This window comes from Cupriavidus oxalaticus (genome assembly GCF_004768545.1).
Lineage (GTDB): Bacteria > Pseudomonadota > Gammaproteobacteria > Burkholderiales > Burkholderiaceae > Cupriavidus > Cupriavidus oxalaticus_A.
In genome coordinates this window covers 1,805,590-1,824,883 of record NZ_CP038635.1, presented here as the reverse complement: position 1 = coordinate 1,824,883, position 19,294 = coordinate 1,805,590, and the positions used below count along the sequence as shown (strand labels likewise).

17 protein-coding genes are annotated in these 19,294 nt (G+C 69.6%); 10 read left to right on the top strand and 7 right to left on the bottom strand.

Annotated features, from left to right (window positions below):
• Window positions 1-75 precede the first annotated feature (75 nt).
• Together E0W60_RS19200 and E0W60_RS19195 are read left to right on the top strand one after the other, a co-directional pair.
• Window positions 76-393 carry a DMT family transporter gene (locus E0W60_RS19200; protein ID WP_029045934.1) on the top strand — a complete coding sequence of 106 codons (318 nt, stop codon included), beginning with the start codon at window positions 76-78 and terminating at the stop codon, window positions 391-393.
• A gap of 129 nt (window positions 394-522) precedes the next feature.
• Window positions 523-1,848, top strand: a complete 1,326-nt coding sequence (locus tag E0W60_RS19195; RefSeq protein WP_133096174.1) for a mechanosensitive ion channel family protein — start codon at window positions 523-525, stop codon at window positions 1,846-1,848.
• 21 nt (window positions 1,849-1,869) lie between these two features.
• Here the strand turns inward: E0W60_RS19195 and purT are convergent, their stop codons facing one another.
• Both purT and E0W60_RS19185 read right to left on the bottom strand, forming a co-directional pair.
• Window positions 1,870-3,075, bottom strand: a complete 1,206-nt coding sequence (gene purT, locus E0W60_RS19190; RefSeq protein ID WP_133096173.1) for a formate-dependent phosphoribosylglycinamide formyltransferase — start codon at window positions 3,073-3,075, stop codon at window positions 1,870-1,872.
• A 72-nt stretch (window positions 3,076-3,147) separates the two neighbouring features.
• The gene (locus E0W60_RS19185) at window positions 3,148-3,627 is read right to left on the bottom strand and encodes a hypothetical protein (RefSeq protein ID WP_133096172.1); all 480 of its coding nucleotides are present in this window, start codon (window positions 3,625-3,627) and stop codon (window positions 3,148-3,150) included.
• Window positions 3,628-3,799: 172 nt separating this feature from the next.
• Here E0W60_RS19185 and E0W60_RS19180 point away from each other — a divergent pair, with 172 nt between their 5' ends.
• Complete coding sequence (locus E0W60_RS19180; protein WP_135705275.1) at window positions 3,800-4,792, top strand: SDR family oxidoreductase; 993 nt, start codon at window positions 3,800-3,802, stop codon at window positions 4,790-4,792.
• Between the two features lie 257 nt (window positions 4,793-5,049).
• Here the strand turns inward: E0W60_RS19180 and E0W60_RS19175 are convergent, their stop codons facing one another.
• The 4 genes from E0W60_RS19175 to E0W60_RS19160 all read right to left on the bottom strand — a co-directional run bounded on the left by E0W60_RS19175 (window position 5,050) and on the right by E0W60_RS19160 (window position 9,371).
• Window positions 5,050-6,294 (bottom strand): MFS transporter, encoded by a 1,245-nt coding sequence (locus E0W60_RS19175; protein WP_135705274.1) that lies wholly within the window; start codon window positions 6,292-6,294, stop codon window positions 5,050-5,052.
• Between the two features lie 253 nt (window positions 6,295-6,547).
• On the bottom strand, window positions 6,548-7,312 hold the full coding sequence (locus E0W60_RS19170) for a crotonase/enoyl-CoA hydratase family protein (RefSeq protein ID WP_135705273.1): 765 nt from the start codon (window positions 7,310-7,312) through the stop codon (window positions 6,548-6,550).
• Between the two features lie 57 nt (window positions 7,313-7,369).
• Complete coding sequence (locus tag E0W60_RS19165) at window positions 7,370-8,134, bottom strand: SDR family NAD(P)-dependent oxidoreductase (protein WP_135705272.1); 765 nt, start codon at window positions 8,132-8,134, stop codon at window positions 7,370-7,372.
• Between the two features lie 58 nt (window positions 8,135-8,192).
• Window positions 8,193-9,371, bottom strand: a complete 1,179-nt coding sequence (locus tag E0W60_RS19160) for a thiolase family protein (protein ID WP_135705271.1) — start codon at window positions 9,369-9,371, stop codon at window positions 8,193-8,195.
• A gap of 226 nt (window positions 9,372-9,597) precedes the next feature.
• Between E0W60_RS19160 and E0W60_RS19155 the strand changes: the two genes are divergently transcribed.
• The 3 genes from E0W60_RS19155 (at window position 9,598) to E0W60_RS19145 (ending at window position 13,287) form a co-directional block, all read left to right on the top strand.
• The gene (locus tag E0W60_RS19155; protein WP_135705270.1) at window positions 9,598-10,413 is read left to right on the top strand and encodes an IclR family transcriptional regulator; all 816 of its coding nucleotides are present in this window, start codon (window positions 9,598-9,600) and stop codon (window positions 10,411-10,413) included.
• A 119-nt stretch (window positions 10,414-10,532) separates the two neighbouring features.
• A complete protein-coding gene (locus tag E0W60_RS19150) occupies window positions 10,533-11,807 on the top strand; it encodes an MASE1 domain-containing protein (RefSeq protein WP_135705269.1) in 1,275 nt (424 codons plus the stop codon).
• Window positions 11,800-13,287: an acyl-CoA-binding protein gene (locus tag E0W60_RS19145; RefSeq protein WP_135705268.1), complete on the top strand. Its 1,488-nt coding sequence runs from the start codon at window positions 11,800-11,802 to the stop codon at window positions 13,285-13,287. The genes E0W60_RS19150 and E0W60_RS19145 overlap by 8 nt, the downstream gene beginning before the upstream one ends.
• A gap of 24 nt (window positions 13,288-13,311) precedes the next feature.
• On the opposite strand, the gene E0W60_RS19140 is transcribed toward E0W60_RS19145, so the two are convergent.
• Window positions 13,312-14,109: a crotonase/enoyl-CoA hydratase family protein gene (locus E0W60_RS19140; RefSeq protein ID WP_135705267.1), complete on the bottom strand. Its 798-nt coding sequence runs from the start codon at window positions 14,107-14,109 to the stop codon at window positions 13,312-13,314.
• Window positions 14,110-14,379: 270 nt separating this feature from the next.
• Between E0W60_RS19140 and E0W60_RS19135 the strand changes: the two genes are divergently transcribed.
• The 4 genes from E0W60_RS19135 to E0W60_RS19120 are packed head-to-tail and all read left to right on the top strand — an operon-like array spanning window position 14,380 to window position 19,292.
• Complete coding sequence (locus E0W60_RS19135; protein WP_135705266.1) at window positions 14,380-14,559, top strand: hypothetical protein; 180 nt, start codon at window positions 14,380-14,382, stop codon at window positions 14,557-14,559.
• 10 nt (window positions 14,560-14,569) lie between these two features.
• Window positions 14,570-17,374 carry a monovalent cation/H+ antiporter subunit A gene (locus E0W60_RS19130; protein WP_135705265.1) on the top strand — a complete coding sequence of 935 codons (2,805 nt, stop codon included), beginning with the start codon at window positions 14,570-14,572 and terminating at the stop codon, window positions 17,372-17,374.
• On the top strand, window positions 17,374-17,757 hold the full coding sequence (locus E0W60_RS19125; protein ID WP_135705264.1) for a Na+/H+ antiporter subunit C: 384 nt from the start codon (window positions 17,374-17,376) through the stop codon (window positions 17,755-17,757). The genes E0W60_RS19130 and E0W60_RS19125 overlap by 1 nt, the downstream gene beginning before the upstream one ends.
• On the top strand, window positions 17,754-19,292 hold the full coding sequence (locus E0W60_RS19120; protein WP_135705263.1) for a monovalent cation/H+ antiporter subunit D: 1,539 nt from the start codon (window positions 17,754-17,756) through the stop codon (window positions 19,290-19,292). The genes E0W60_RS19125 and E0W60_RS19120 overlap by 4 nt, the downstream gene beginning before the upstream one ends.
• Window positions 19,293-19,294 lie beyond the last annotated feature (2 nt).

Here is a 19,294-nt window from a genome sequence, read left to right as displayed (position 1 = left end):
GATTCGCACAGCCTACATTGGCCTGGCGGGCCCGGCAATGGTCGCCGGGCGGCAATCAGGGAACAGGAAAAGGCAATGGCGTGGATGCTGCTGGTGCTGGCGGGGCTGATCGAGATCGTGATGGCGCTCGCCTTGAAGTACACGGACGGATGGACGCGGCCGGGGCCGACGGTGCTGGGGATCGGGGCCGCCCTGGCCAGCATCTTCCTGCTCAGTGCGGCCTTGCGGCACCTGCCGGTGGGAACGGCGTACGCGGTATGGACCGGGATCGGGGCGATCGGGGTCACCGTGATCGGGATCCTGTTCCTTGGGGAGAGCGCCGCGCCGATGCGCCTGGCGCTGATCGCGCTGATTTTTGTCGGGATCGGGGGGCTGAAGCTGCTGCCTGCCTGAGCGAGGGCAGGGCCGCGGGACACAGGGGGGCCTGGTGGGTCCTGGTGGGTCCTGGGATCGCAGTTTTACGAAGGGGCGTGCACGTTTTGTACACTATCCGGCCGAACCACTGGCTTGACTTCGCCCCTTATGAGTTTCGATGCCCTGCTGGAGCTGTTCCAGCAACGTATTCCGGCCCATCCCTGGGCGCAGATCACGCTGTACCTGGTGGTGCTGGTGCTGATCGCGCTGGTCGCGCAATGGCTGTTCGGCCATGTGATGTCGCGCATCGCCCATCGCGTGCTGACGGTCTGGGGCAAGGGGCCCTGGAGCAAGGCGCTGACGCGCCATCGCGCGTACCGGCGCTTCGGCTATGCGGTGGGTTTTGCGGTGATCACCGTCGGCATCGGCGAGGTGCCGCACATGGGCCGCTATGCGCTGCTGGTGGAGCGCCTGGCCCATTCCAGCCTGTGGGTCTGCTTCTTCCTGATGCTGGGCGGCGTGCTGGGCGCGTGGCAGGACGTTTACGCCGGCAGCCGCCGCGCGCAGACGCGCTCGATCAAGGGTTATATCCAGGTGGGGCGGCTCGGGCTGGGGCTGGTGTGCGCGGTGCTGGTGCTGTCGATCCTGATCAACCGTTCGCCGCTGTGGATGCTGTCCGGCCTGGGGGCGTTGTCGGCGGTGCTGCTGCTGGTGTTCAAGGACACGCTGCTGTCGCTGGTGGCCAGCACGCAGCTGACCTCGAACGACATGCTGCGCATCGGCGACTGGATCGAAATGCCGCAATGCAATGCCGATGGCTACGTCAAGGACATCGCGCTGCATACGGTCAAGGTGCAGAACTGGGACAACACCGTGACCACGGTGCCGACCTACAAGCTGTTTTCGGAGAGCTACCGCAACTACCGCCAGATGTTCGAGTCCGGCGCGCGCCGTATCAAGCGGACGTTGCGCATCGACGCGAGCAGCGTGCGCTTCCTGGAAGACGACGAAGTGCATGCGCTGATGCGGTACCAGTTGCTGCACGACTACCTGGCCGAGAAGCAGGCCAAGGTCGACGAGGCCAACCGGCTGCTGATTGCCGCCGGCAATGACCCGGTGAACCGGCGGCGGCTGACCAATGTCGGCACCTTCCGCGCGTATGGCATCGCCTACCTGAAGGCGCATCCCGAAATCCACCACGACCTGCTGCTCAACGTGCGCATGATGGAGCCCGATTCGCAGGGCATCCCGGTGGAAATCTATTGCTTTACCGCGCTGACGGCGTGGATGGACTACGAGCGCATCCAGGGCGATGTGTTCGACCACCTGCTGGCGATCCTGCCGGAACTGGGCCTGCGGCTGTACCAGGCCCCGTCCGGTGCCGACCTGAGCGGCGTGCGCATGGCGCCGGTGCTGGCCGCGGCGCACGCTGCCGCGCAGGTGGCGGCACCGCACCCGCCCGCCCATGCCGCCGCGGGCAGTCACGTGCTGTAACGCCTTCCGCTCCTTCAGGTATCAGCCCACCGCGCGCGGACGCACGCGGCTTGCGGCTTCCTTGGCGCGGGTGCGGGCGGTGTCAACATCGTCCGCATAGGCCAGCGCCACGCCCATGCGGCGCTTGGTAAAGCTCTCGGGCTTGCCGAACAGGCGCACCTCGGTCTGCGGCACGCTCAGCGCCTGGTCCACGCCGTCGAACACCACGCCCTGCGCGTCCACGCCGCCGTAGATCACCGCGCTGGCGCCGGGGCTGCGCAGCGAGGTATCGACCGGCAGGCCAAGGATGGCACGCGCATGCAACTCGAATTCGTTCTGGTGCTGCGTGGCCATGGTCACCATGCCGGTATCGTGCGGGCGCGGGCTGACCTCGCTGAACCAGACCTGCTCGCCCTTGACGAACAGTTCCACGCCGAACAGGCCCATGCCGCCCAGGTCGGCGGTGACGGCCTGCGCGATCTGCTGGGCCTTCTGCAGCGCGGCGGGGTGCATCGGCTGCGGCTGCCAGCTTTCCACGTAGTCGCCGCTGACCTGGACGTGCCCGATCGGCGCGCAGAACTGCGTCTCGACCTGGCCGCTGGCGCCGATGGCGCGCACCGTCAGCAGCGTGATCTCGTAGTCGAAGTCGATAAAGCCTTCCACGATGATGCGGCCGTGGCTGACGCGGCCGCCGGCCATGGCGTAGTCCCACGCGGCCTGCACGCCCTCGGGGCCGTCGATCTTGCTCTGGCCCTTGCCGGAGCTGCTCATCACCGGCTTGACCACGCACGGATAGCCGATGCCGCCATCGATGGCGGCCTGCAGTTCTTCCAGCGAATCGCAGAACTTGTACGGGCTGGTGGGCAGGCCGAGCGACTCGGCGGCGAGGCGCCGGATGCCTTCGCGGTCCATGGTCAGGCGCGCGGCGCGCGCGGTGGGGATCACGCGCACGGTGCCGGCGGCTTCCAGCGTTTCCAGCATGGGGGTGGCGATGGCTTCGATCTCGGGCACCACCAGGTGAGGCTTCTCCGCTTCGATCAGCGCCCTGAGCTGGTCCGGGTCGCTCATGGCAATGGTGCGCGCGTGGTGGGCCACCTGCTGGCCCGGCGCATTGTCATAGCGGTCGACGGCGATGGTCTCGACGCCCAGGCGCTGCAGTGCGATCAGCACTTCCTTGCCCAGCTCGCCGGAGCCGAGCAGCATCACTTTGGTTGCAGAGGGGGAAAGGGGCGTTCCGAGGGTGGTCATGGCAGCAGGGCGGCGGGGCGAAGGGAAAACCAGGATTGTACGTGGTGCCGCCCGCCGTGGCGTCGCCCTGGCCTAGTCTTCGGCGTCGCGCGAGCCGGGGTGGCGCCGTGTCGCCTCGTCCTTGCGGTCGGCCGCCTCCGCCTCTGCCGGAGTGGACGCGACCCCGTACATGCCGTGGCGCGGCGTGCCTTCCGGCAGGTTGCCGAGATCAGTGGCCTGGTAAGGGTGCGGACCCGGCGGCGGCTGCGAGGTGTCGCTCGACGGATGCGCGCGGCCGGTCAGCTTCTCGTCCTGGGTCGCGCTGTGGCCGCCGTAGTGATAGTCGGTCAGCGATCCTCCATGCGCGGGGGCCGACGGTGCCGGCGCCCCGGAGATATCGGTCACGCGCACCGGAATCGACGGATAGACCTGCTGGGCGCCGGCGATGGCCATGTCGGGCGAATCGAACTCGCCGGCGAGCCGCTCCGGTGCGGCGTTGCCGGTGCGCATTTCGAGGTGCCAGCGGCCGTTTTCCGGGCCGCACACCAGGATTTCCTGTTCGGTCGAGATCATGGCAGGGCTCCTTGTGCAGGTTCCAGGGGGCCGGCACGCCATACCGGCCGCGTGGGCCGGCCGTGTGGTCGGTCCCCAGGCAGACAGGCAAGTTGCATTCCAGCGCCTCCGCGCTGGAACGGAACCTGCTGCTCCTGCGGGATTACGCCGTTAACTCTAAAAGAGGTTCGCCATGCACCCGACCCGACCGCTTACTGTTGTCATCACCGGCGCTTCCAGCGGCATCGGGCTGGCCACCGCGCTGGCGTTCGCGCGTGCCCAGGCGCGCGTGGTGCTGTGCGCGCGCGGCGAGGCGCCGCTGGCGCGCGCCGCCGCGGCGTGCCGCGAACTGGGCGCGCGGGCACTGGCCGTCCCGGGCGACGTCACGCAGCCGGCGGCCATGCACCGGCTGGCCGAGCGTGCGGCGGAGTTCGGCGACGGCGGCATCGATGTCTGGGTCAACAATGCCGGTGTCGGCGCGGTTGGGCTGTTCGACGAAACACCGGTGGCCGCGCATGAGCAGGTGGTACGCATCAACCTGCTGGGCTACCTGCACGGCGCGCATGCGGTGCTGCCGTTCTTCAAGGCGGCGCGCAAGGGCGTGCTGGTCAATATCGTGTCGCTGGGCGCATGGGCGCCGTCGCCATATGGCGTGTCGTATACGGCAAGCAAGTTCGGGCTGCGCGGCTTTTCGGAGGCGTTGCGCGCGGAGCTGGTCGACTATCCGCAGATCCGCATCTGCGACATCTTCCCGGCCACCGCCGACACGCCGGGCATGCGCCACAGTGCCAACTACACCGGCAAGGCACTGCGTCCGCCGCGGCCGCTGGTCGACGCCGGCGCGGTCGCGCGTGCGGTGCTGCGCGCGGTGCTGCGCGCGGTCGCGGCGCCGGCCTCGCAGGCGGTGACGGTAGGCGTGGTCGCAAGGCTGGCGCGCGTTGCCAACCTGCTGGCGCCAGGCCTGCTGCAACGGGCGTACGGCCGCATCCTGCATCGGCATTTCAGCGGGGCGCACGAGATACCGGTCACCGACGGCAACCTGTTCCATGCCTCGCTGGGACATATGGACGTCCAGGGCGGCTGGACCTCGCCGGAACAGATGCGCCAGCTTCGCATTGCCGGCGCGGCGGTGGCGGCCGGACTGGCCGGCCTCGCGCTGTGGCATTGGCGCCGCCACGCCCGCTGAGTGCCGGCAGGCACTGACAGGCAGACTGGCAGGCAGATTTACAACCGCGGGCGATTCTTACCTGCGCCGCGTGCGGCTGCCGGCCCATATAGAAAAAGGCCCGCGCGAACGCGGGCCGCAAAGGCCTGAGGATCCGCTAGAGGACCGCTCGGTATTTATCCTAATTGCCCGGCAGCGGCTGCACATCCCCCGTTCGGGGTGCAGGCCGCATTCGTGCGTGATCCCGCCTCGATACGGCGGCGGACGGAGCGGTGCCCTCAGGACGTCGCCATCAAAGGTGGCCGACGCTGCGTCGCCACCGCAAACACGATCTGCGCGATCCCGGCCGCCAGCCCCATCGCCACGCCCGCCTGCCAGGCTACGGTGTACGAGCCCAGCGCGTCATAGACCACCCCGCCGCCGAAGGCACCGGTAAAGCTGCCGATCTGGTGGCTGAAGAAGGCCACGCCGCCCAGCATCGCCTGCCAGCGCAGGCCGAAGGTCTCGGCGATCCAGCCCGACACCAGCGGCGCCACGCCCAGCCACAGGAAGCCCATCACCGCGGCAAACACCAGCGTGCTGCCCGGCGTGGGCGCCGACGAGAAATACCAGGTCAGCGCCAGCGAGCGCACGGTATAGATGCCGCCCAGCAGCATCAGCTTGTTGAAGCGCCCGCCGGCCCAGCCGAAGAAGATGCTGCCGAGCACGTTGAACCCGCCGATCACGCCCAGCGCCTGTGCGCTGAGCATCGGGTCCATGCCGCAGATGTCCAGGTACGACGGCAGGTGCGTGGTCAGGAAGACCAGTTGCATGCCGCAGACGAAATACGCCAGCGCCATGACGATGAACGGCGCGTGCCGCAGCGCCGTGCCCAGCGCCTGCCGCGCATTGCTCTGGTCGGCGCCGCCGAACGCGGGCAACGGCAGCTTGTCCACGCGCCCCGCCATCCAGGCCGCCGGCAGCATCACCAGCGCCAGCAGCACGAACGCGGCCAGCCCGGCGCGCCAGCCGTAAGCCTGCGTCACCATTTGCCCGATCGGCGCGGCCAGCAGCGCGCCGAGCGAGCCGGCCCCCGACACCAGCCCCAGCACCGTGCTGCGCAGCGCCGCCGGCACCGGCCGTGCCGCCACCGCCATCGCCAGCGCGCTGCCGGTGCAGGCCATCGAAGCGCCGATCGCCACGCCCGCGCCCAGTGTGACGCCGATCATGCCTTGCGCGGTCGCCAGCAGCACCAGCCCGGCCACATACGACAGCGAGCCGGCCAGCATCAGGGGCCGGAAGCCGATCCGCGTGGCCCATGCGCCAGCCAGCGGCTGCAGCAGGCCCCAGGCCAGGTTCTGCACGGCGATGGCGACCGTGAAGTCGGAGACCGAGATGCCGATGTCCCGCGTCAGCGGCGGCATGAAGATGCCCAGGCTCTGGCGCAGGCCCATGGCCAGACTGAGCATCAGGGAGGCGCCAAGCAGGATCGGCAGGGCCGGGCGGAGGCTTTCCAGGCGGGAAGGCGCGGTGGAGGCAGGCACGATGGTCGTCTCGCGGGATTGTCATTATCGTTATGTGCCCGCGGCGGCGCCTGGCATGTTAAGCATGCGCTGAATATACCGCAGGGTAGGCCGAGGGTAAGCGGCAGCCTGCATCGTGTCAATTTGGCTTTGGGCCGGGCCGCCTTCCGCTTTGCCGAAGGCGGCCCGGCGCCGCGCTAGTCCAGGCTGACCCGCCGGCTTGCGGCCGGCCGTCCAGGCGAAAGGCGCGACGACGGCATGGCTTGCTCCCGCCTTACTTGCCGGTCCACACCGGCTTGCGCTTCTCCGCAAACGCCGCGGCGCCTTCGCGCGCATCGGCCGAGGTGAACACCGGCGCCATCAGCGGGCGCTGGCGCTCGAACATCTCCTCGTTGCTCCAGTCCGCCGACTCGGCCACGATCTGCTTGCTCACCGCCACCGCCAGCGGGCCGTTGGCCCCGATTTCCCCGGCCAGCGCCAGCGCGCCCTGCAGCGCTTCGCCCGGTTCGGTCAGGCGGTTGATCAGGCCGTAGGCATGCGCCTGCTCGGCGCCCAGCATGTTGCCGGTCAGCGCATATTCCATGGCGATGTGGTACGGCACGCGGCGTGGCAGGCGCATCAGGCCGCCGGCACCGGCAACCAGGCCGCGCTTGACTTCGGGCAGGCCGAATTTGGCCGCCTTCGACGAGACGATCAGGTCGCAGGCCAGCGCCAGTTCGAAGCCGCCGGCGAGCGCATAGCCCTCCACCGCGGCGATCAGCACCTTGCGCGGCGGCTTCTCGGTCAGCCCGCCGAAGCCCCGGCCGGGCAGGCTGGGGCGCTTGCCTTCCAGGAAGCCCTTCAGGTCCATGCCCGAGCAGAAGGTGCCGCCGGCGCCGGTCAGGATGGCGACGGCGAGGTCGTCACGGCTTTCCAGCTGGTCGATCGCGGCGGCCAGCGCGGTCGCGGTCTCGAAGTCCATGGCGTTGCGCGCCTGGGGCCGGTTCATGGTGATCAGCAGCGTATTGCCGCGGGTCTCTAGTTGCAGCGTGTCGCTCATGCAGATGTCCTGGTCAAGAAGGCCATTGGGGAGTGCTGGATGGTGATCGAGGGCGGCTCAGCGCGGGGCCATGCGGATGGCGCCGTCCAGGCGGATGGTCTCGCCGTTGAGCATCGGGTTCTCCAGGATGTGCAGCGCGGTCGAGGCGTACTCGTCCGGCGCGCCCAGGCGTGCCGGGTGCGGCACCATCGCGCCCAGCGAGGTGCGCACGTTCTCCGGCAGCTTCGCCAGCAGTGGCGTGTCGAACAGGCCCGGGGCGATGGTGCAGACGCGGATGGCGCGCTGCGCCAGGTCGCGCGCGGCCACCAGCGTCATGCCGACGATGCCGGCCTTGGCCGAGCTGTAGGGGATCTGGCCGATCTGGCCTTCATAGGCGGCCACCGAGGCGGTCAGCACGCAGGCGCCGCGTTCGCCGTCCACCATTTCGTTCCTGGCCATGCGCGCGGCACCCAAACGCAGCGCGTTGAAGGTGCCGATCAGGTTGATGCGCACCACCGACTCGTACTTTTCCAGCGAGCCCGGCGAGCCGTCCTTTTCGACCACGCGCACCGGCGCGCCCAGGCCGGCGCAGTGGATCAGCGCGCGCAGCGGGGCGATGGCCTCGGCGGCGTCGTAGACCGCGTTCATCTGCTCTGTGTCGGTGACGTCGGCCTTGACGAAGCGGACCTTGCCGCCGAACTCGTCCACCACCGCGTTGCCGCGCTCTTCGTTCAGGTCGGCGATGACCACGCCGACGCCGCGCTCCACCAGGCGGCGGGTGCAGGCCAGGCCCAGGCCGGAAGCGCCGCCGGTGACGACGGCGGACATGTTTTCGAGTTTCATGGGTGTCTCCTAGGAAAAAGTCACTGGGTTCCCGCCTGCGCGGGAACGACGCAGGCGGTTACAGGCGTTCGATGATGGTGGCGTTGGCCATGCCGCCTGCCTCGCACATCGACTGCAGGCCGTAGCGCTGGCCGCTGTCTTCCAGCGCATGCAGCATGGTGGTCATCAGGCGCACGCCCGACGCACCCAGCGGATGGCCCAGCGCGATCGCGCCACCGCGCGGGTTCAGGCGCGCCGGGTCGGCGCCCAGCGCCTTCTGCCAGGCGAGCGGCACGCAGGCGAAGGCTTCGTTGATTTCGTAGTGGTCGATCTGGTCCAGCGCCAGGCCGCTCTTCCTGATGGCGCGCTGGCTGGCCGCGATCGGGGCAGTCAGCATCATCACCGGATCGTCGCCGCAGACGTCGAACGCGACAAAGCGCGCGCGCGGCTTCAGGCCCAGGCGCTGCGCCATGGCTTCGCTCATCAGCAGCATGGCCGAGGCGCCGTCACTGATCTGCGAGGCATTGCCCGCGGTGACGTTCCAGCCGATCTGCGGGAAGCGCTCGCTCAGTTCGTCGTTGCGGAACGAGGCCTGCAGCGTGCCGAGTTTTTCCACCGAGGTGCCGGGGCGGATGGTTTCGTCATGCTCGACCACGCCGTTGGGCGTGCTGATCGGCAGGATCTCGCGGCGGAAGGCGCCGCTCTCGCGGGCCGCGGCAGCCAGTTCGTGCGAGCGGGCCGAGTAGTTGTCCATGTCCTGGCGCGACAGCTCGTACTTGGCCGCGACCAGCTCCGCAGCAACGCCCTGCGACACCAGACCCGGCGCGTAGCGCGCTTCCATCGACGGGCCATATGGGTTCTGGCCGATGCGCGCCGAGCCCATCGGCACCCGGCTCATCGACTCGATGCCGCAGGCGATGACGATGTCGTAGGCGCCGGCCATGATGCCCTGCGCGGCAAAGTGCACCGCCTGCTGGCTCGAACCGCACTTGCGGTCGATGGTGGTGGCAGGCACGTGGTCGGGGAAGCCGGCCGCCAGCCAGGCCACGCGGCCCGGCCCGGCTGACTGCTCGCCCGCCTGCGTCACGCAACCGGTGATGACGTCGTCCACCAGGCCGGGATCGAGCTGGTTGCGTTCGACCAGGCCCCTGAGCACCTGGGCCAGCAGTTCGGTGGCATGCAGCTCGGTAAAGGCCGATCCCGGCTTGGAGCGGCCCATCGGGCTGCGGATGGCGTCGACGATGACGGCTTGTTGCATGAGGGTGTCTCCTGGTGCAGCGGTTGCGAGTCGTTGATGAATCGTTGAGTTGGGATATTGAGACGTCGGTTTCAAAAAGTGATCGTCCAATACGATGAATCGGAATTCTCGCGTCGGAAATTCGCCATGTAAACTCAAAATCCTGTGTTTGACTTCGGAATCAACGAAGGGCAACATCCGGGTTTTGAGACGCTGGTATCAAAAAAATCCAGACGAAGGCCCGGTTATGACCAATGAAGCACATGCCTCCCTGACCCCGCCGGCCGCCGATGCCGATGGCGAGTCGCGCCTCGTCAGCGCGCTGGCGCGGGGCGTTTCGATCCTCAACTGCTTCTCGCCAACGGTGCAGGAGCTGAGCAGCCGCGAGCTGATGGAGCGCACCGGGCTGGCCAAGCCGACGCTGTTCCGCCTGCTCGACACCCTGTGCGAACTGGGCCTGCTGCACTATTCGGATCGCCTGTCGCGCTACGTGCCGGGGGTCGGGCTGGTCAACCTGGCCGCGCCCGCGCTGGCGCGAATGACGGTGCGCCAGCTGGCGCGGCCGGCCATGCAGGAGCTGGCCGACCACATCGCCGGACAGGTCGAGCTGATCGTCGGCAACGGCAACGCCATGACCTACGTCGAGATCGCCCAGGGCGTGGGCAGCCATGTGTTCCGGCCCGAGGTCGGTACCCGGGTCTCGATCTCGCGCACCGGTTCGGGCCGCGGCTACCTGTTGCTGATGCCCGAGCCCGAGCGCGAGGCGTATCTGGCCCAGCTGCGCGCCGCCGATCCGGCCCGCGCTGACTGGCTGCAGCAGCGCCTAAAGGATGCCGCGCGCGACCTCCAGGAGCACGGCTTCTGCCGCGGCCATCGCGACCTGCATCGCGAGGTGGAATCCGTTGCCGTGCCGATGCGCGCACGGCGCGATGGCGAAGCGTGGATCTTTGCCGCGTCGGTGCCGGTGTTCAGCCCGCAGAGCAAGCAGATCGAGGAAGACATCGGCCCGCGGCTGGTCAGCCTGGTGCGCAACGTGGAGGGGGCCATCGGGGTGTCAGGCTGACGTTCCGGCGCCCCGCCAGGCGGGGTGACTTGTCTTGGCCCCGGGCGGGCTGGCGACTATCCTGAGTCACAAACAAGGACGTCGGGAACCCGTCGCAGCCAGCCTCCTGGGGGTGTGCCATGCAGCAGATACGCCTGGCGGCAATCGTCGCCGTGCTGGTACTCGTCGCCGGCGTGGTGTCGCGCTCGCTGGCGCATGCGTCGACCGAGGCCGTGCCGGTCTGGCTCGGCAGCGGCGTCACGTTTGCCGCGCTGCTGGTCTGTGCGCGCTGGTCATGGCCAGCGGTGCTGGCCGGGGCCGGGCTGGCGCTGGCAGGGTGGGGCATGGCCACGCACGGCCTGCCGCTGCGCGGGGCGGTCGCCTTCGGCCTGATCGAGGTCATCAGCCTGGGCACCGCCGGCTGGATCGCCACCTATGGCCGGCGCGATCCGCAAAGCCCGCCGGGAGCCACGCTGCTGATCGCGGGGGCGCTGGTCGGCTCGGCGCTGGGCGCTTCGCTGGCGGTCGAGCTGTGGCGCTGGCAGCGGCCCGGTCTGGACCTGCCGGTCGAATGGCGCGCCTGGGCCTTTTCCACCGCGGCCGGGCTGCTGCTGGTGGGGCCGCTGGCGGTGGCGTTCCGCGGCTTCCGCGTGCGGCGCTCGGGCGGCATGCCGATGCAGCAGTTCGCGGCCGGCGGGCTGGCCTTCGTGGTCTTTATCGTGGCGGTGCTGGCGGTGTTCTCGGACAACGCCGCGCAGCGCTTCGGCGGCCTTGCGCCCACGCTGGCCTACGTGCCGATGCCGCTGCTGCTTGCCACCGCGCTGCTGTGGGGACCGCGCGGCGGTGCCATTGCCACGCTGCTGGGCTGCCTGCTGATCATCCACCGCACCGCGGCCGGCGCCGGCCCGTTCAACGTCATCGAAGGCTTTCCGGGCGAAGCGGTGGTCGAGGTGCAAGGCTTTGTCATTGTCTGGGCGCTGGTGATGCTGCTCGGCCGCGCATTGTCCGAGGGCCGCCGCACCGCGCTGGAGGAAGCGCGTGCCTGGCGCCTGCGCTATGCGCGCACGCTGCAGGCGGTGGGCGTGGCCAGCGTCGAGTATGACGCGGTCACCGGCCGCGCTACATGGAGCGAGGGCGCGGCGGCGTTGCTCGGCGACACGATCCGCGACGTCAACAGCGTCGACGAATGGCTGGACCATATCGACGCCACCGACCGCGGGCTGGTGCAGGCCACCTGGTCCGCCGTGGCGCGCGGCGATGCGCCCGACAGCGTGCAGGAATACGCCGTGACGCTGCCGGGCAGCGGCCGCCTGCGCGTGCACGAGCGGCTGGCCGGCATCCGCGGCGCGGACGGCAAGGTAGAGCAGGTGGCGGCACTGCTGCGCCGTGCCGGCGCGGAGCCCGCGCATGTCTGACCCGGGCGTGTTCCTGATCCACGGCCTGGGCGGCACGCAGTATGACCTGGGCTCGATGCACAAGCGCCTCAAGCGCGCCGGCTTTGTCACGCACTCCCTGACGCTGCCGGGACACGGCACGCAACCCGAAGACCTGTGCGGCGTGCGCGCCGAGGACTGGCTCGAGGCGGTGCGCGCCAAATACCGCGAGATCATCGACCAGCATGAAACGCTGCACGTGATGGGCATGTGCATGGGCGCGCTGCTGGCGGTGGAAACGGTCAAGCGCGAGCAGCACACCAGGGGCCGGCTGGTGGCGCTGGCGCCGCCGGTCTATATCGACGGCTGGGCCACGCCATGGTATCGCAGCCTGCGCCCGCTGCTGTACCGGATTCCAGGCGTTCCCAACCGGATGAAGGTGGAAGAGGAAGAGCCGTTCGGCATCAAGAACGAACAGCTGCGCGAGATCGTCAAGGCCAAGTTCGCGCGCGGCGAGAACTTCCACTACCAGTGGGTGCCGCTGGCGTGCATCCGCGAAGTCGATCGCTTGCGCGGCTACGTGCGCAAGGGGCTGCAGCGCATTGCCTGCCCCACGCTGGTGGTCCACGCGCGGCTGGACGAGCTGACCAGCCTGCGCTCCGCCAACTTCCTGGTCGAGCAGATCGGGCAGGGCAAGCGTGCCGGGCAGGCGCGCATGCTGGTGCTGGAAGACAGCTACCACATGGTCTGCGTCGACAATGACCGCGAGCTGGTGGCGCGCAACGTGCTGGAATTCTTCGAGGCCAGCGTGGGCACGTCGCTTGGCATGGCGGGTGCGGAGCGCGACGATGCGCGCATGACGCCGGACCAGATGACCGGGCTGCTGGCGGCGGCGCGCGCGGACCTGGAGCAGGGCGACCTGGCCGCGCTGTATGCGCGCGGCAAGGGCGATTTTGCGTGGTTCCAGCCGGGCGCCAACCGGACCAGCGGGGTCTATCGTGGCGATCGTGGCCTGGCGCGGCTGCGCGAGTGGGCGGATGCGGGGCTGGCGTTCACCGCGTTCGGCGCGCCGGTGCTCAACACCGGCATGGCCGTGGTGGCTGCGACCTTGCGCAGCGGCACGCTGGCCTCGCAGGGCGTGCTGGCGTTTGCGCTGCGCGACGGCAAGCTGCTGGAGGGACGGTGGTTCCCGGACGAAGTGGTGCTGGAAGATGCGTACTTCGGCGGCACGCCGGCGCTGCAAGGGCCAAGCCCGGCCGAAAAGGCCTTCGAGGCTGCCGCCGCGTTGTCGAAGACGCTGCGCCAGGCGCCCGACAACGACACCCTGCTGTCGCTCTATGCGCTCTACAAGCAGGGCAGCGTCGGCGACGTCAGCGGCGACCGCCCGGGCATGATGGACATGGTCGGGCGCGCCAAGTACGACGCCTGGGCCGCCCGGCGCGGCTTGCAGCGCGAGCAGGCCATGCGCGACTATGTGGCGCTGGTCAACCAGCTCAAGGCGGCGGAAACGCAATCCGCCTGAAGCCGGGTTGCGTAGCTGCCGCGATCAGTTTCCGCTGAACACCGGCGTGCGCTTGTCCAGGAAAGCCTGCACCGCCTCGCGGTGGTCCGCAGTCTGGTGCGACAGGGCCTGGAAGCCGGCCGACAATTCCAGCAGCGTGTCGAGGCGGGTGTGCATGGCCTCGCGCATCAGCCGCTTGGCCAGCCGCACCGCGTGCGGCGGGTTGGCAGCGATGCGGCCGGCCAGCTCGTATGCGGTCGGCAGCAGCGCCTCGGGCGCCACCACGCGCGACACCAGGTTCCATTCCAGCGCGGTCTGCGCGTCGATCGCCTGCCCGGTAAAGGTCATCTCGGCGGCACGCGACAGCCCGATCACGCGCGGCAGCAGCCAGGCGCCGCCATCGCCGGGGATGATGCCCAGCTTGACGAAGGATTCGGCGAACTGCGCGCGCTCCGAAGCGATGCGGATATCGCACATGCAGGTCAGGTCCAGGCCCGCGCCCATGGCGGCGCCGTTGACGGCGGCGATCACCGGCACTTCCAGGTTGAACAGCGCCAGCGGCAGGCGCTGGATGCCGCAGCGGTAGTCCTGCCGGATCTCCATGCCCGGCACCTGGCCCGAGGCCTGGCGTTCCATGTCCTTGATGTTGCCGCCCGACGAGAACGCCGTGCCGGCGCCGGTGATGACCACGGCGCGCACGCTGCGGTCGGCATGGATGCGCTCGATCGCGGCCAGGAACTCAGCCACCGCGGTGTTGCCGGTCAGCGGGTTGCGGCGCTCGGGCTCGTTCATCGTCAGCGTGACGATGTGGCCGTCCTGTGCGTAGAGGAGGAAGTTGCTCATGGTGGGTGTCTCCGGGGGGGCATCGGGTTCAGTTGCTGCCGCCAAGGCTAAGTCAGCCGGGGCGGCCGCGTCCAATATTCATTTGTTGGCGGGCGATAGCGGGCATGTATCGATTGCCGGGGCGATTCTCGGGACTTCAGTATGTTATGCAGGGCGATGAATTCTTTCGTGCAGCCGGTAGCAGGCCACGCATGACTTGCGCAATACCCCCAGAATCCGGAAAGTAGGGGGCAGCCTGCCCGCTGCCTTGTTAATCCTGGATCCCTGCCCATGACAGTCGTCGTACTCGCGATGGACGGATCGCCCGACAGCGTTGCCGCCGCCCGCCGCCTGGCCAGCCGCCCGCTGCTGGCCGGGCCCTTGTCCGTGCATGTTGCCCATGTCTCGCCGGTGCCGGGCAGCCCCGGCCTGTCCCGGGCCGCGCAGGCGCGCGCGCCGGCCCGGGCCTGAGGCGGCGCCCATGGAACTGCCGCTGCTGCTCGCGCTGCCGCTGCTGGCCGCCGGACTGACCTGGGTGATCGGCATGCGCGCACCGCGGCTGGTGGCGCCCGTCATCGTCGGCCTGCCGCTGGTCGCGCTGGTACTGCTGCTGCAGCTGCGCGGCGCGGTCTTCGACCAGCCAGAGGACGGCCTTGCCTGGCGCGTGGGCTGGCTGCCCGCGCTGGGACTCGACCTGTCGCTGCGCCTGGACGGCCTGGCCTACCTGTTTGCGCTGCTGGTGGTCGGCGTGGGCCTGCTGGTGATCCTGTACGCGCGCTACTATCTGGCGCGCAATGAATCGGCGGTGCGCTTCTTCTGCCTGCTGCTGCTGTTCATGGCGGCCATGCTGGGCGTGGTGCTGGCCGGCAACCTGCTGTTGCTGGTGGTGTTCTGGGAGCTGACCAGCATCCTGTCGTTCCTGCTGATCGGCTTCTGGTCGTGGCGCGGCGATGCCCGCCAGGGCGCCCGCATGGCGCTGGCCGTCACCGGCGGCGGCGGGCTGGCGCTGCTGGCCGCGGTGCTGCTGCTGGGCCATATCTGCGGCAGCTTCGAACTGTCGGTGGTGCTGGCGCAGGCCGGCAACGTGCAGCGCCACCCGCTCTACATGCCGATGCTGGTGCTGATCCTGCTGGCGGTCTTTACCAAGTCGGCGCAGTTCCCGTTCAGCTTCTGGCTGCCGCAGGCGATGGCCGCGCCCACGCCGGTATCCGCGTACCTGCACTCCGCCACCATGGTCAAGGCCGGCGTGTTCCTGCTGGCGCGGCTGTACCCGGTGCTGGACGGGACCAACGGCTGGTTCTACCTGGTCAGCATGACGGGGCTGGCCACACTGATCTTCGGCGCGGCGATGGCGCTGCTGCAGCGCGACCTCAAGGGGCTGCTGGCGTATTCCACCATCAGCCACCTGGGACTGATCACGCTGCTGTTCGGGCTCGATACCCAGCTGAGCACGGTGGCGGCGATCTTCCACATCATCAACCACGCGGTGTTCAAGGCGTCGCTGTTCATGGCCGCCGGCATCATCGACCACGAGACCGGCACGCGCGACCTGGAACGGCTGCACGGGCTGGCGCGCTACATGCCGCATACGGCGGTGCTGGCGATCGTGGCGTCGCTGTCAATGGCGGGCGTGCCGCTGTTCAACGGCTTCCTCAGCAAGGAAATGTTCTTTGGCGAGACGCTGGCGCAGGGCCTGCTGGGCGAATTCAACTGGGTCATCCCGGCGGCGGCGACCATGGCCGGCGCGCTGACGATGGCGTATTCGCTGCGCTTTATCTACGGCGTGTTCTTTGGCGGCAGGCAGCCCGACGTTCCCAACTATCCGCCGCACGAGCCGCCGCGCTTCATGAAGGTGCCGGTGGAGTTCCTGGTCGTGATCTGCCTGGTGGTGGGACTGGTGCCGGCCTACACGGTAGGCACCCTGCTGGCGGCGGCGTCGCTGGCCACGCTGCGCGCGCCGCTGCCGCCGTACAGCCTGAACCTGTGGCATGGCGTCAACCTGCCGCTGCTGATGAGCCTGCTGTCCATGACCGGCGGCGCGGCGCTGTTCTTCCTGCGCCGCGATGCGCTGCGCCGCTGGCAGCAGTCGCTCGAGCACCTGAACGCGCGCCGCTCGTTCGAGAGCGGCATGCGCGCGCTGGAGCGCATTGCCACCGCGATCACGCGCGCGCTGGAGAGCGGCTCGTTGCCGGGCTATATCGCCTGGATGCTGCTGGCGCTGCTGGCGATTCCGGCGTGGTTCCTGGCCGATCTCGACACGCTCGCCGGCACCGTCCCGGCCGGCGCGCTCGACCCGATGGGCGCCGCGGCGCTGGCGATACTGGCGGTGCTGGCGCTTGCCGTGGTGGCCGCGCGCGGGCAGCGGCTGGCGGCGCTGGTGCTGCTCAGCGGCTGCGGGCTGATGGTGTCGCTGGTGTTCCTGCGCTTCTCGGCGCCGGACCTGGCGCTGACGCAGCTGTCGGTGGAAGTGGTGACGGTCTTGCTGCTGGTGCTGGCGTTGTTCTATCTGCCGCGCGAGACGGCCGAGCAGGGCGGCCCTGCGCGCCGCATCCGCGACGTGATGCTGGCACTGGGCGGCGGCACGCTGCTGGCGGTGGCAGCCTACGCGGTGATGACGCGCCCGTTCGACCCGGTATCGGCCTTCTATGTCGAGCAGGCGGTGCCGGGCGGCGGCGGCCACAACGTGGTCAACGTGCTGCTGGTGGACTTCCGCGGCTTCGATACCATGGGCGAGATCTGCGTGCTGCTGATTGCCGGCCTGGCGGTGCAGGCGCTGCTCAAGGGCATGCGCCTGCCGACGCCGTCGGCCGCGCCGGACGGGCTGCCGTGGACCAGCCAGGCGCATCCGCTGCTGCTCGCCATGCTGGCGCGGCTGATGCTGCCGCTGACGCTGCTGGTGGCGGTCTTTATCCTGCTGCGCGGGCACAACCTGCCCGGCGGCGGCTTTATCGCGGCGCTGGCCACGTCGGTGGCGCTGCTGCTGCAATACGTGGCCAACGGCGTGCGCTGGACCGAAGCGCGCATCGCGCCGGACTACCGCGCCATTGCCGGCGCCGGCATCGTGCTGGCGGGGCTGACCGGCCTCGGCAGCCTGGCCTTCGGCTACCCGTTCCTGACGACGGCGTTCGGGCATTTCCACCTGCCGGGCATCGGCGAAATCGAACTGGCTACGGCCATGATCTTTGACCTTGGGGTGTTCTGCACCGTGACCGGGACCACGCTGGTCATCGTCTCGCACCTTGGGGTGCGCAACCTGCCGCCCGCGCGCGCTACGGAGGACGACTGATGGCCGCCCTCTATGCCGTGACGATCGGCATCCTGGCTGCCTGTGGCATCTACCTGCTGCTGCGCGAGCGCGTCTTCACCGTGGTGCTGGGCCTGACGCTGCTGTCGTATGCGGTCAGCCTGTTCCTGCTCGGCATGGGCCGGCTGTCCATCGGCCGTCCGCCGGTGATCGTGCCCGGCGCCAGCTACGCCGATCCGCTGCCGCAGGCGCTGGTGCTGACCGCCATCGTGATCGCGTTCGGCATGACGGCGTTTGCCGTGGTGCTGGCACTGCGTTCGCTGGGACTGACCGGCAGCGACCATGTCGATGCCGCCGGCGAGCCGGAAGGCGCCCCGGTGCACGACCCGGACGGCGACGATCAAACGCGGGGGCCACGCCCATGAACCACGCCGTGCTGCTCCCCATCCTGTTGCCGATGTTCGCCGGCGCGCTGCTGACGGCGATGCCGGCGCAGGCGCTGCGCGCGCAGCGCGCCGTGTGCGCGGTAGCGACACTGTTGCTGCTGCCGGTGGCCATCATGCTGATGCAGCACGCGGCAGGCGGCGCCATCGAGGTCTATGCGATGGGCAACTGGGCCGCGCCGTTCGGCATCGTGCTGCAGCTGGACCGCACCGGCGCCATGATGCTGGCGCTGACCGCGGTGCTGGCCGTCGCGGCGCTGGCCGCGGCAGGCGACGGCACCGCGCGCCAGGGCCGGCATTTCCACGCGCTGTTCCAGTTCCAGCTGATGGGCCTCAACGGCGCCTTCCTGACTGGCGACCTGTTCAACCTGTTCGTCTTCTTCGAGATCCTGCTGATCGCCTCCTACGCGCTGCTGGTGCACGGCGCCGGGCGCGCGCGCATCGGCGCCGGGTTCCATTACGTGATCCTGAACCTGGTGGCGTCGTCGTTCTTCCTGGTGGCGATCGGCGTGCTGTACGGGCTCGGCGGCACGCTCAACATGGCGCACCTGGGCTTGCGGCTGGCCGGCCTGCCGGCGCAGGACCTGCCGCTCGCGGTAGCCGCCGGCGTCATGCTGATGCTCGTGTTCGCGCTCAAGGCGGCGCTGTTCCCGCTGTACTTCTGGCTGCCGCGCGCCTACGCCAGCGCCACCGGCCCGGTCGCCGCGCTGTTCGCCATCATGACCAAGGTGGGCATCTACGCCATGCTGCGCTGTGCCGCGCTGCTGTTCGGCGGCGCGCAGGGCTTGCTGGGGCCATTCCTGGATGACTGGGTGTTTCCGCTGGCGCTGGTGACGCTGGCGATCGGCGGCATCGGCGCGGTGGCCGCCCGCACGCTGCGCGCGATGACGAGCTACCTGGTGGTAGCGTCGGTGGGCTTGCTGTCGGCGTGCGTGGCGATGCAGACGCAAGCCGGCTGGGCCGCCGCGCTGTACTACCTGCCCAGCACCACGCTGTGCACGGCGGGGCTGTTCCTGCTGGCCGATGCGCTGGAGCCGGATCCCGCGCACGACGGCGCGCCGCCGGTGGCCTCGCGGCTGGCCGGGGTGCTGTACCTGGTCGGCGTGCTCGCGGCGGTGGGCCTGCCGCCGCTGTCGGGTTTCCTGGGCAAGGCCATGATCCTGCGCGCGACCCCGGCGCCGTGGATGCCGGTGCTGTGGCCGGTGGTGCTGCTGTCGAGCCTGCTGCTGCTGATCGCGGTGTCGCGCACCGGCACGCGGCTGCTGTGGCGCCTGCCGCATGAGGCGGCGCAGGTGCCGGAAGGCGCCGAGCATCTCGACGAGGACCATCCCAGCGCCGCGCGCGCTCGCGTGCGGCCGGACCCGCGCAAGCTGGCCTGCTGCGCACTGCTGCTGGCGGGCAACGTCGCGCTGACCGTGTACGCGCGGCCGGCCACCGAATATATGGCGGACGCCGCCGCGCAGCTGCTGGACCGCGCGGCCTACATGCGGGCCGTGCTGCCCGCGCAGAAGGAGTAGGC

What these genes read in the sequence shown, in the direction of transcription:
- E0W60_RS19135 (WP_135705266.1), top strand. Translation starts at nt 14,380, where the DNA reads ATGACAGTCGTCGTACTCGCGATGGACGGATCGCCCGACAGCGTTGCC.
- E0W60_RS19150 (WP_135705269.1), top strand. Translation starts at nt 10,533, where the DNA reads ATGCAGCAGATACGCCTGGCGGCAATCGTCGCCGTGCTGGTACTCGTC.
- E0W60_RS19130 (WP_135705265.1), top strand. Translation starts at nt 14,570, where the DNA reads ATGGAACTGCCGCTGCTGCTCGCGCTGCCGCTGCTGGCCGCCGGACTG.
- E0W60_RS19185 (WP_133096172.1), bottom strand. Translation starts at nt 3,627, where the DNA reads ATGATCTCGACCGAACAGGAAATCCTGGTGTGCGGCCCGGAAAACGGC.
- E0W60_RS19120 (WP_135705263.1), top strand. Translation starts at nt 17,754, where the DNA reads ATGAACCACGCCGTGCTGCTCCCCATCCTGTTGCCGATGTTCGCCGGC.
- E0W60_RS19160 (WP_135705271.1), bottom strand. Translation starts at nt 9,371, where the DNA reads ATGCAACAAGCCGTCATCGTCGACGCCATCCGCAGCCCGATGGGCCGC.
- E0W60_RS19140 (WP_135705267.1), bottom strand. Translation starts at nt 14,109, where the DNA reads ATGAGCAACTTCCTCCTCTACGCACAGGACGGCCACATCGTCACGCTG.
- E0W60_RS19180 (WP_135705275.1), top strand. Translation starts at nt 3,800, where the DNA reads ATGCACCCGACCCGACCGCTTACTGTTGTCATCACCGGCGCTTCCAGC.
- E0W60_RS19170 (WP_135705273.1), bottom strand. Translation starts at nt 7,312, where the DNA reads ATGAGCGACACGCTGCAACTAGAGACCCGCGGCAATACGCTGCTGATC.
- E0W60_RS19165 (WP_135705272.1), bottom strand. Translation starts at nt 8,134, where the DNA reads ATGAAACTCGAAAACATGTCCGCCGTCGTCACCGGCGGCGCTTCCGGC.
- E0W60_RS19155 (WP_135705270.1), top strand. Translation starts at nt 9,598, where the DNA reads ATGACCAATGAAGCACATGCCTCCCTGACCCCGCCGGCCGCCGATGCC.
- E0W60_RS19125 (WP_135705264.1), top strand. Translation starts at nt 17,374, where the DNA reads ATGGCCGCCCTCTATGCCGTGACGATCGGCATCCTGGCTGCCTGTGGC.
- E0W60_RS19145 (WP_135705268.1), top strand. Translation starts at nt 11,800, where the DNA reads ATGTCTGACCCGGGCGTGTTCCTGATCCACGGCCTGGGCGGCACGCAG.
- E0W60_RS19200 (WP_029045934.1), top strand. Translation starts at nt 76, where the DNA reads ATGGCGTGGATGCTGCTGGTGCTGGCGGGGCTGATCGAGATCGTGATG.
- E0W60_RS19195 (WP_133096174.1), top strand. Translation starts at nt 523, where the DNA reads ATGAGTTTCGATGCCCTGCTGGAGCTGTTCCAGCAACGTATTCCGGCC.
- purT (WP_133096173.1), bottom strand. Translation starts at nt 3,075, where the DNA reads ATGACCACCCTCGGAACGCCCCTTTCCCCCTCTGCAACCAAAGTGATG.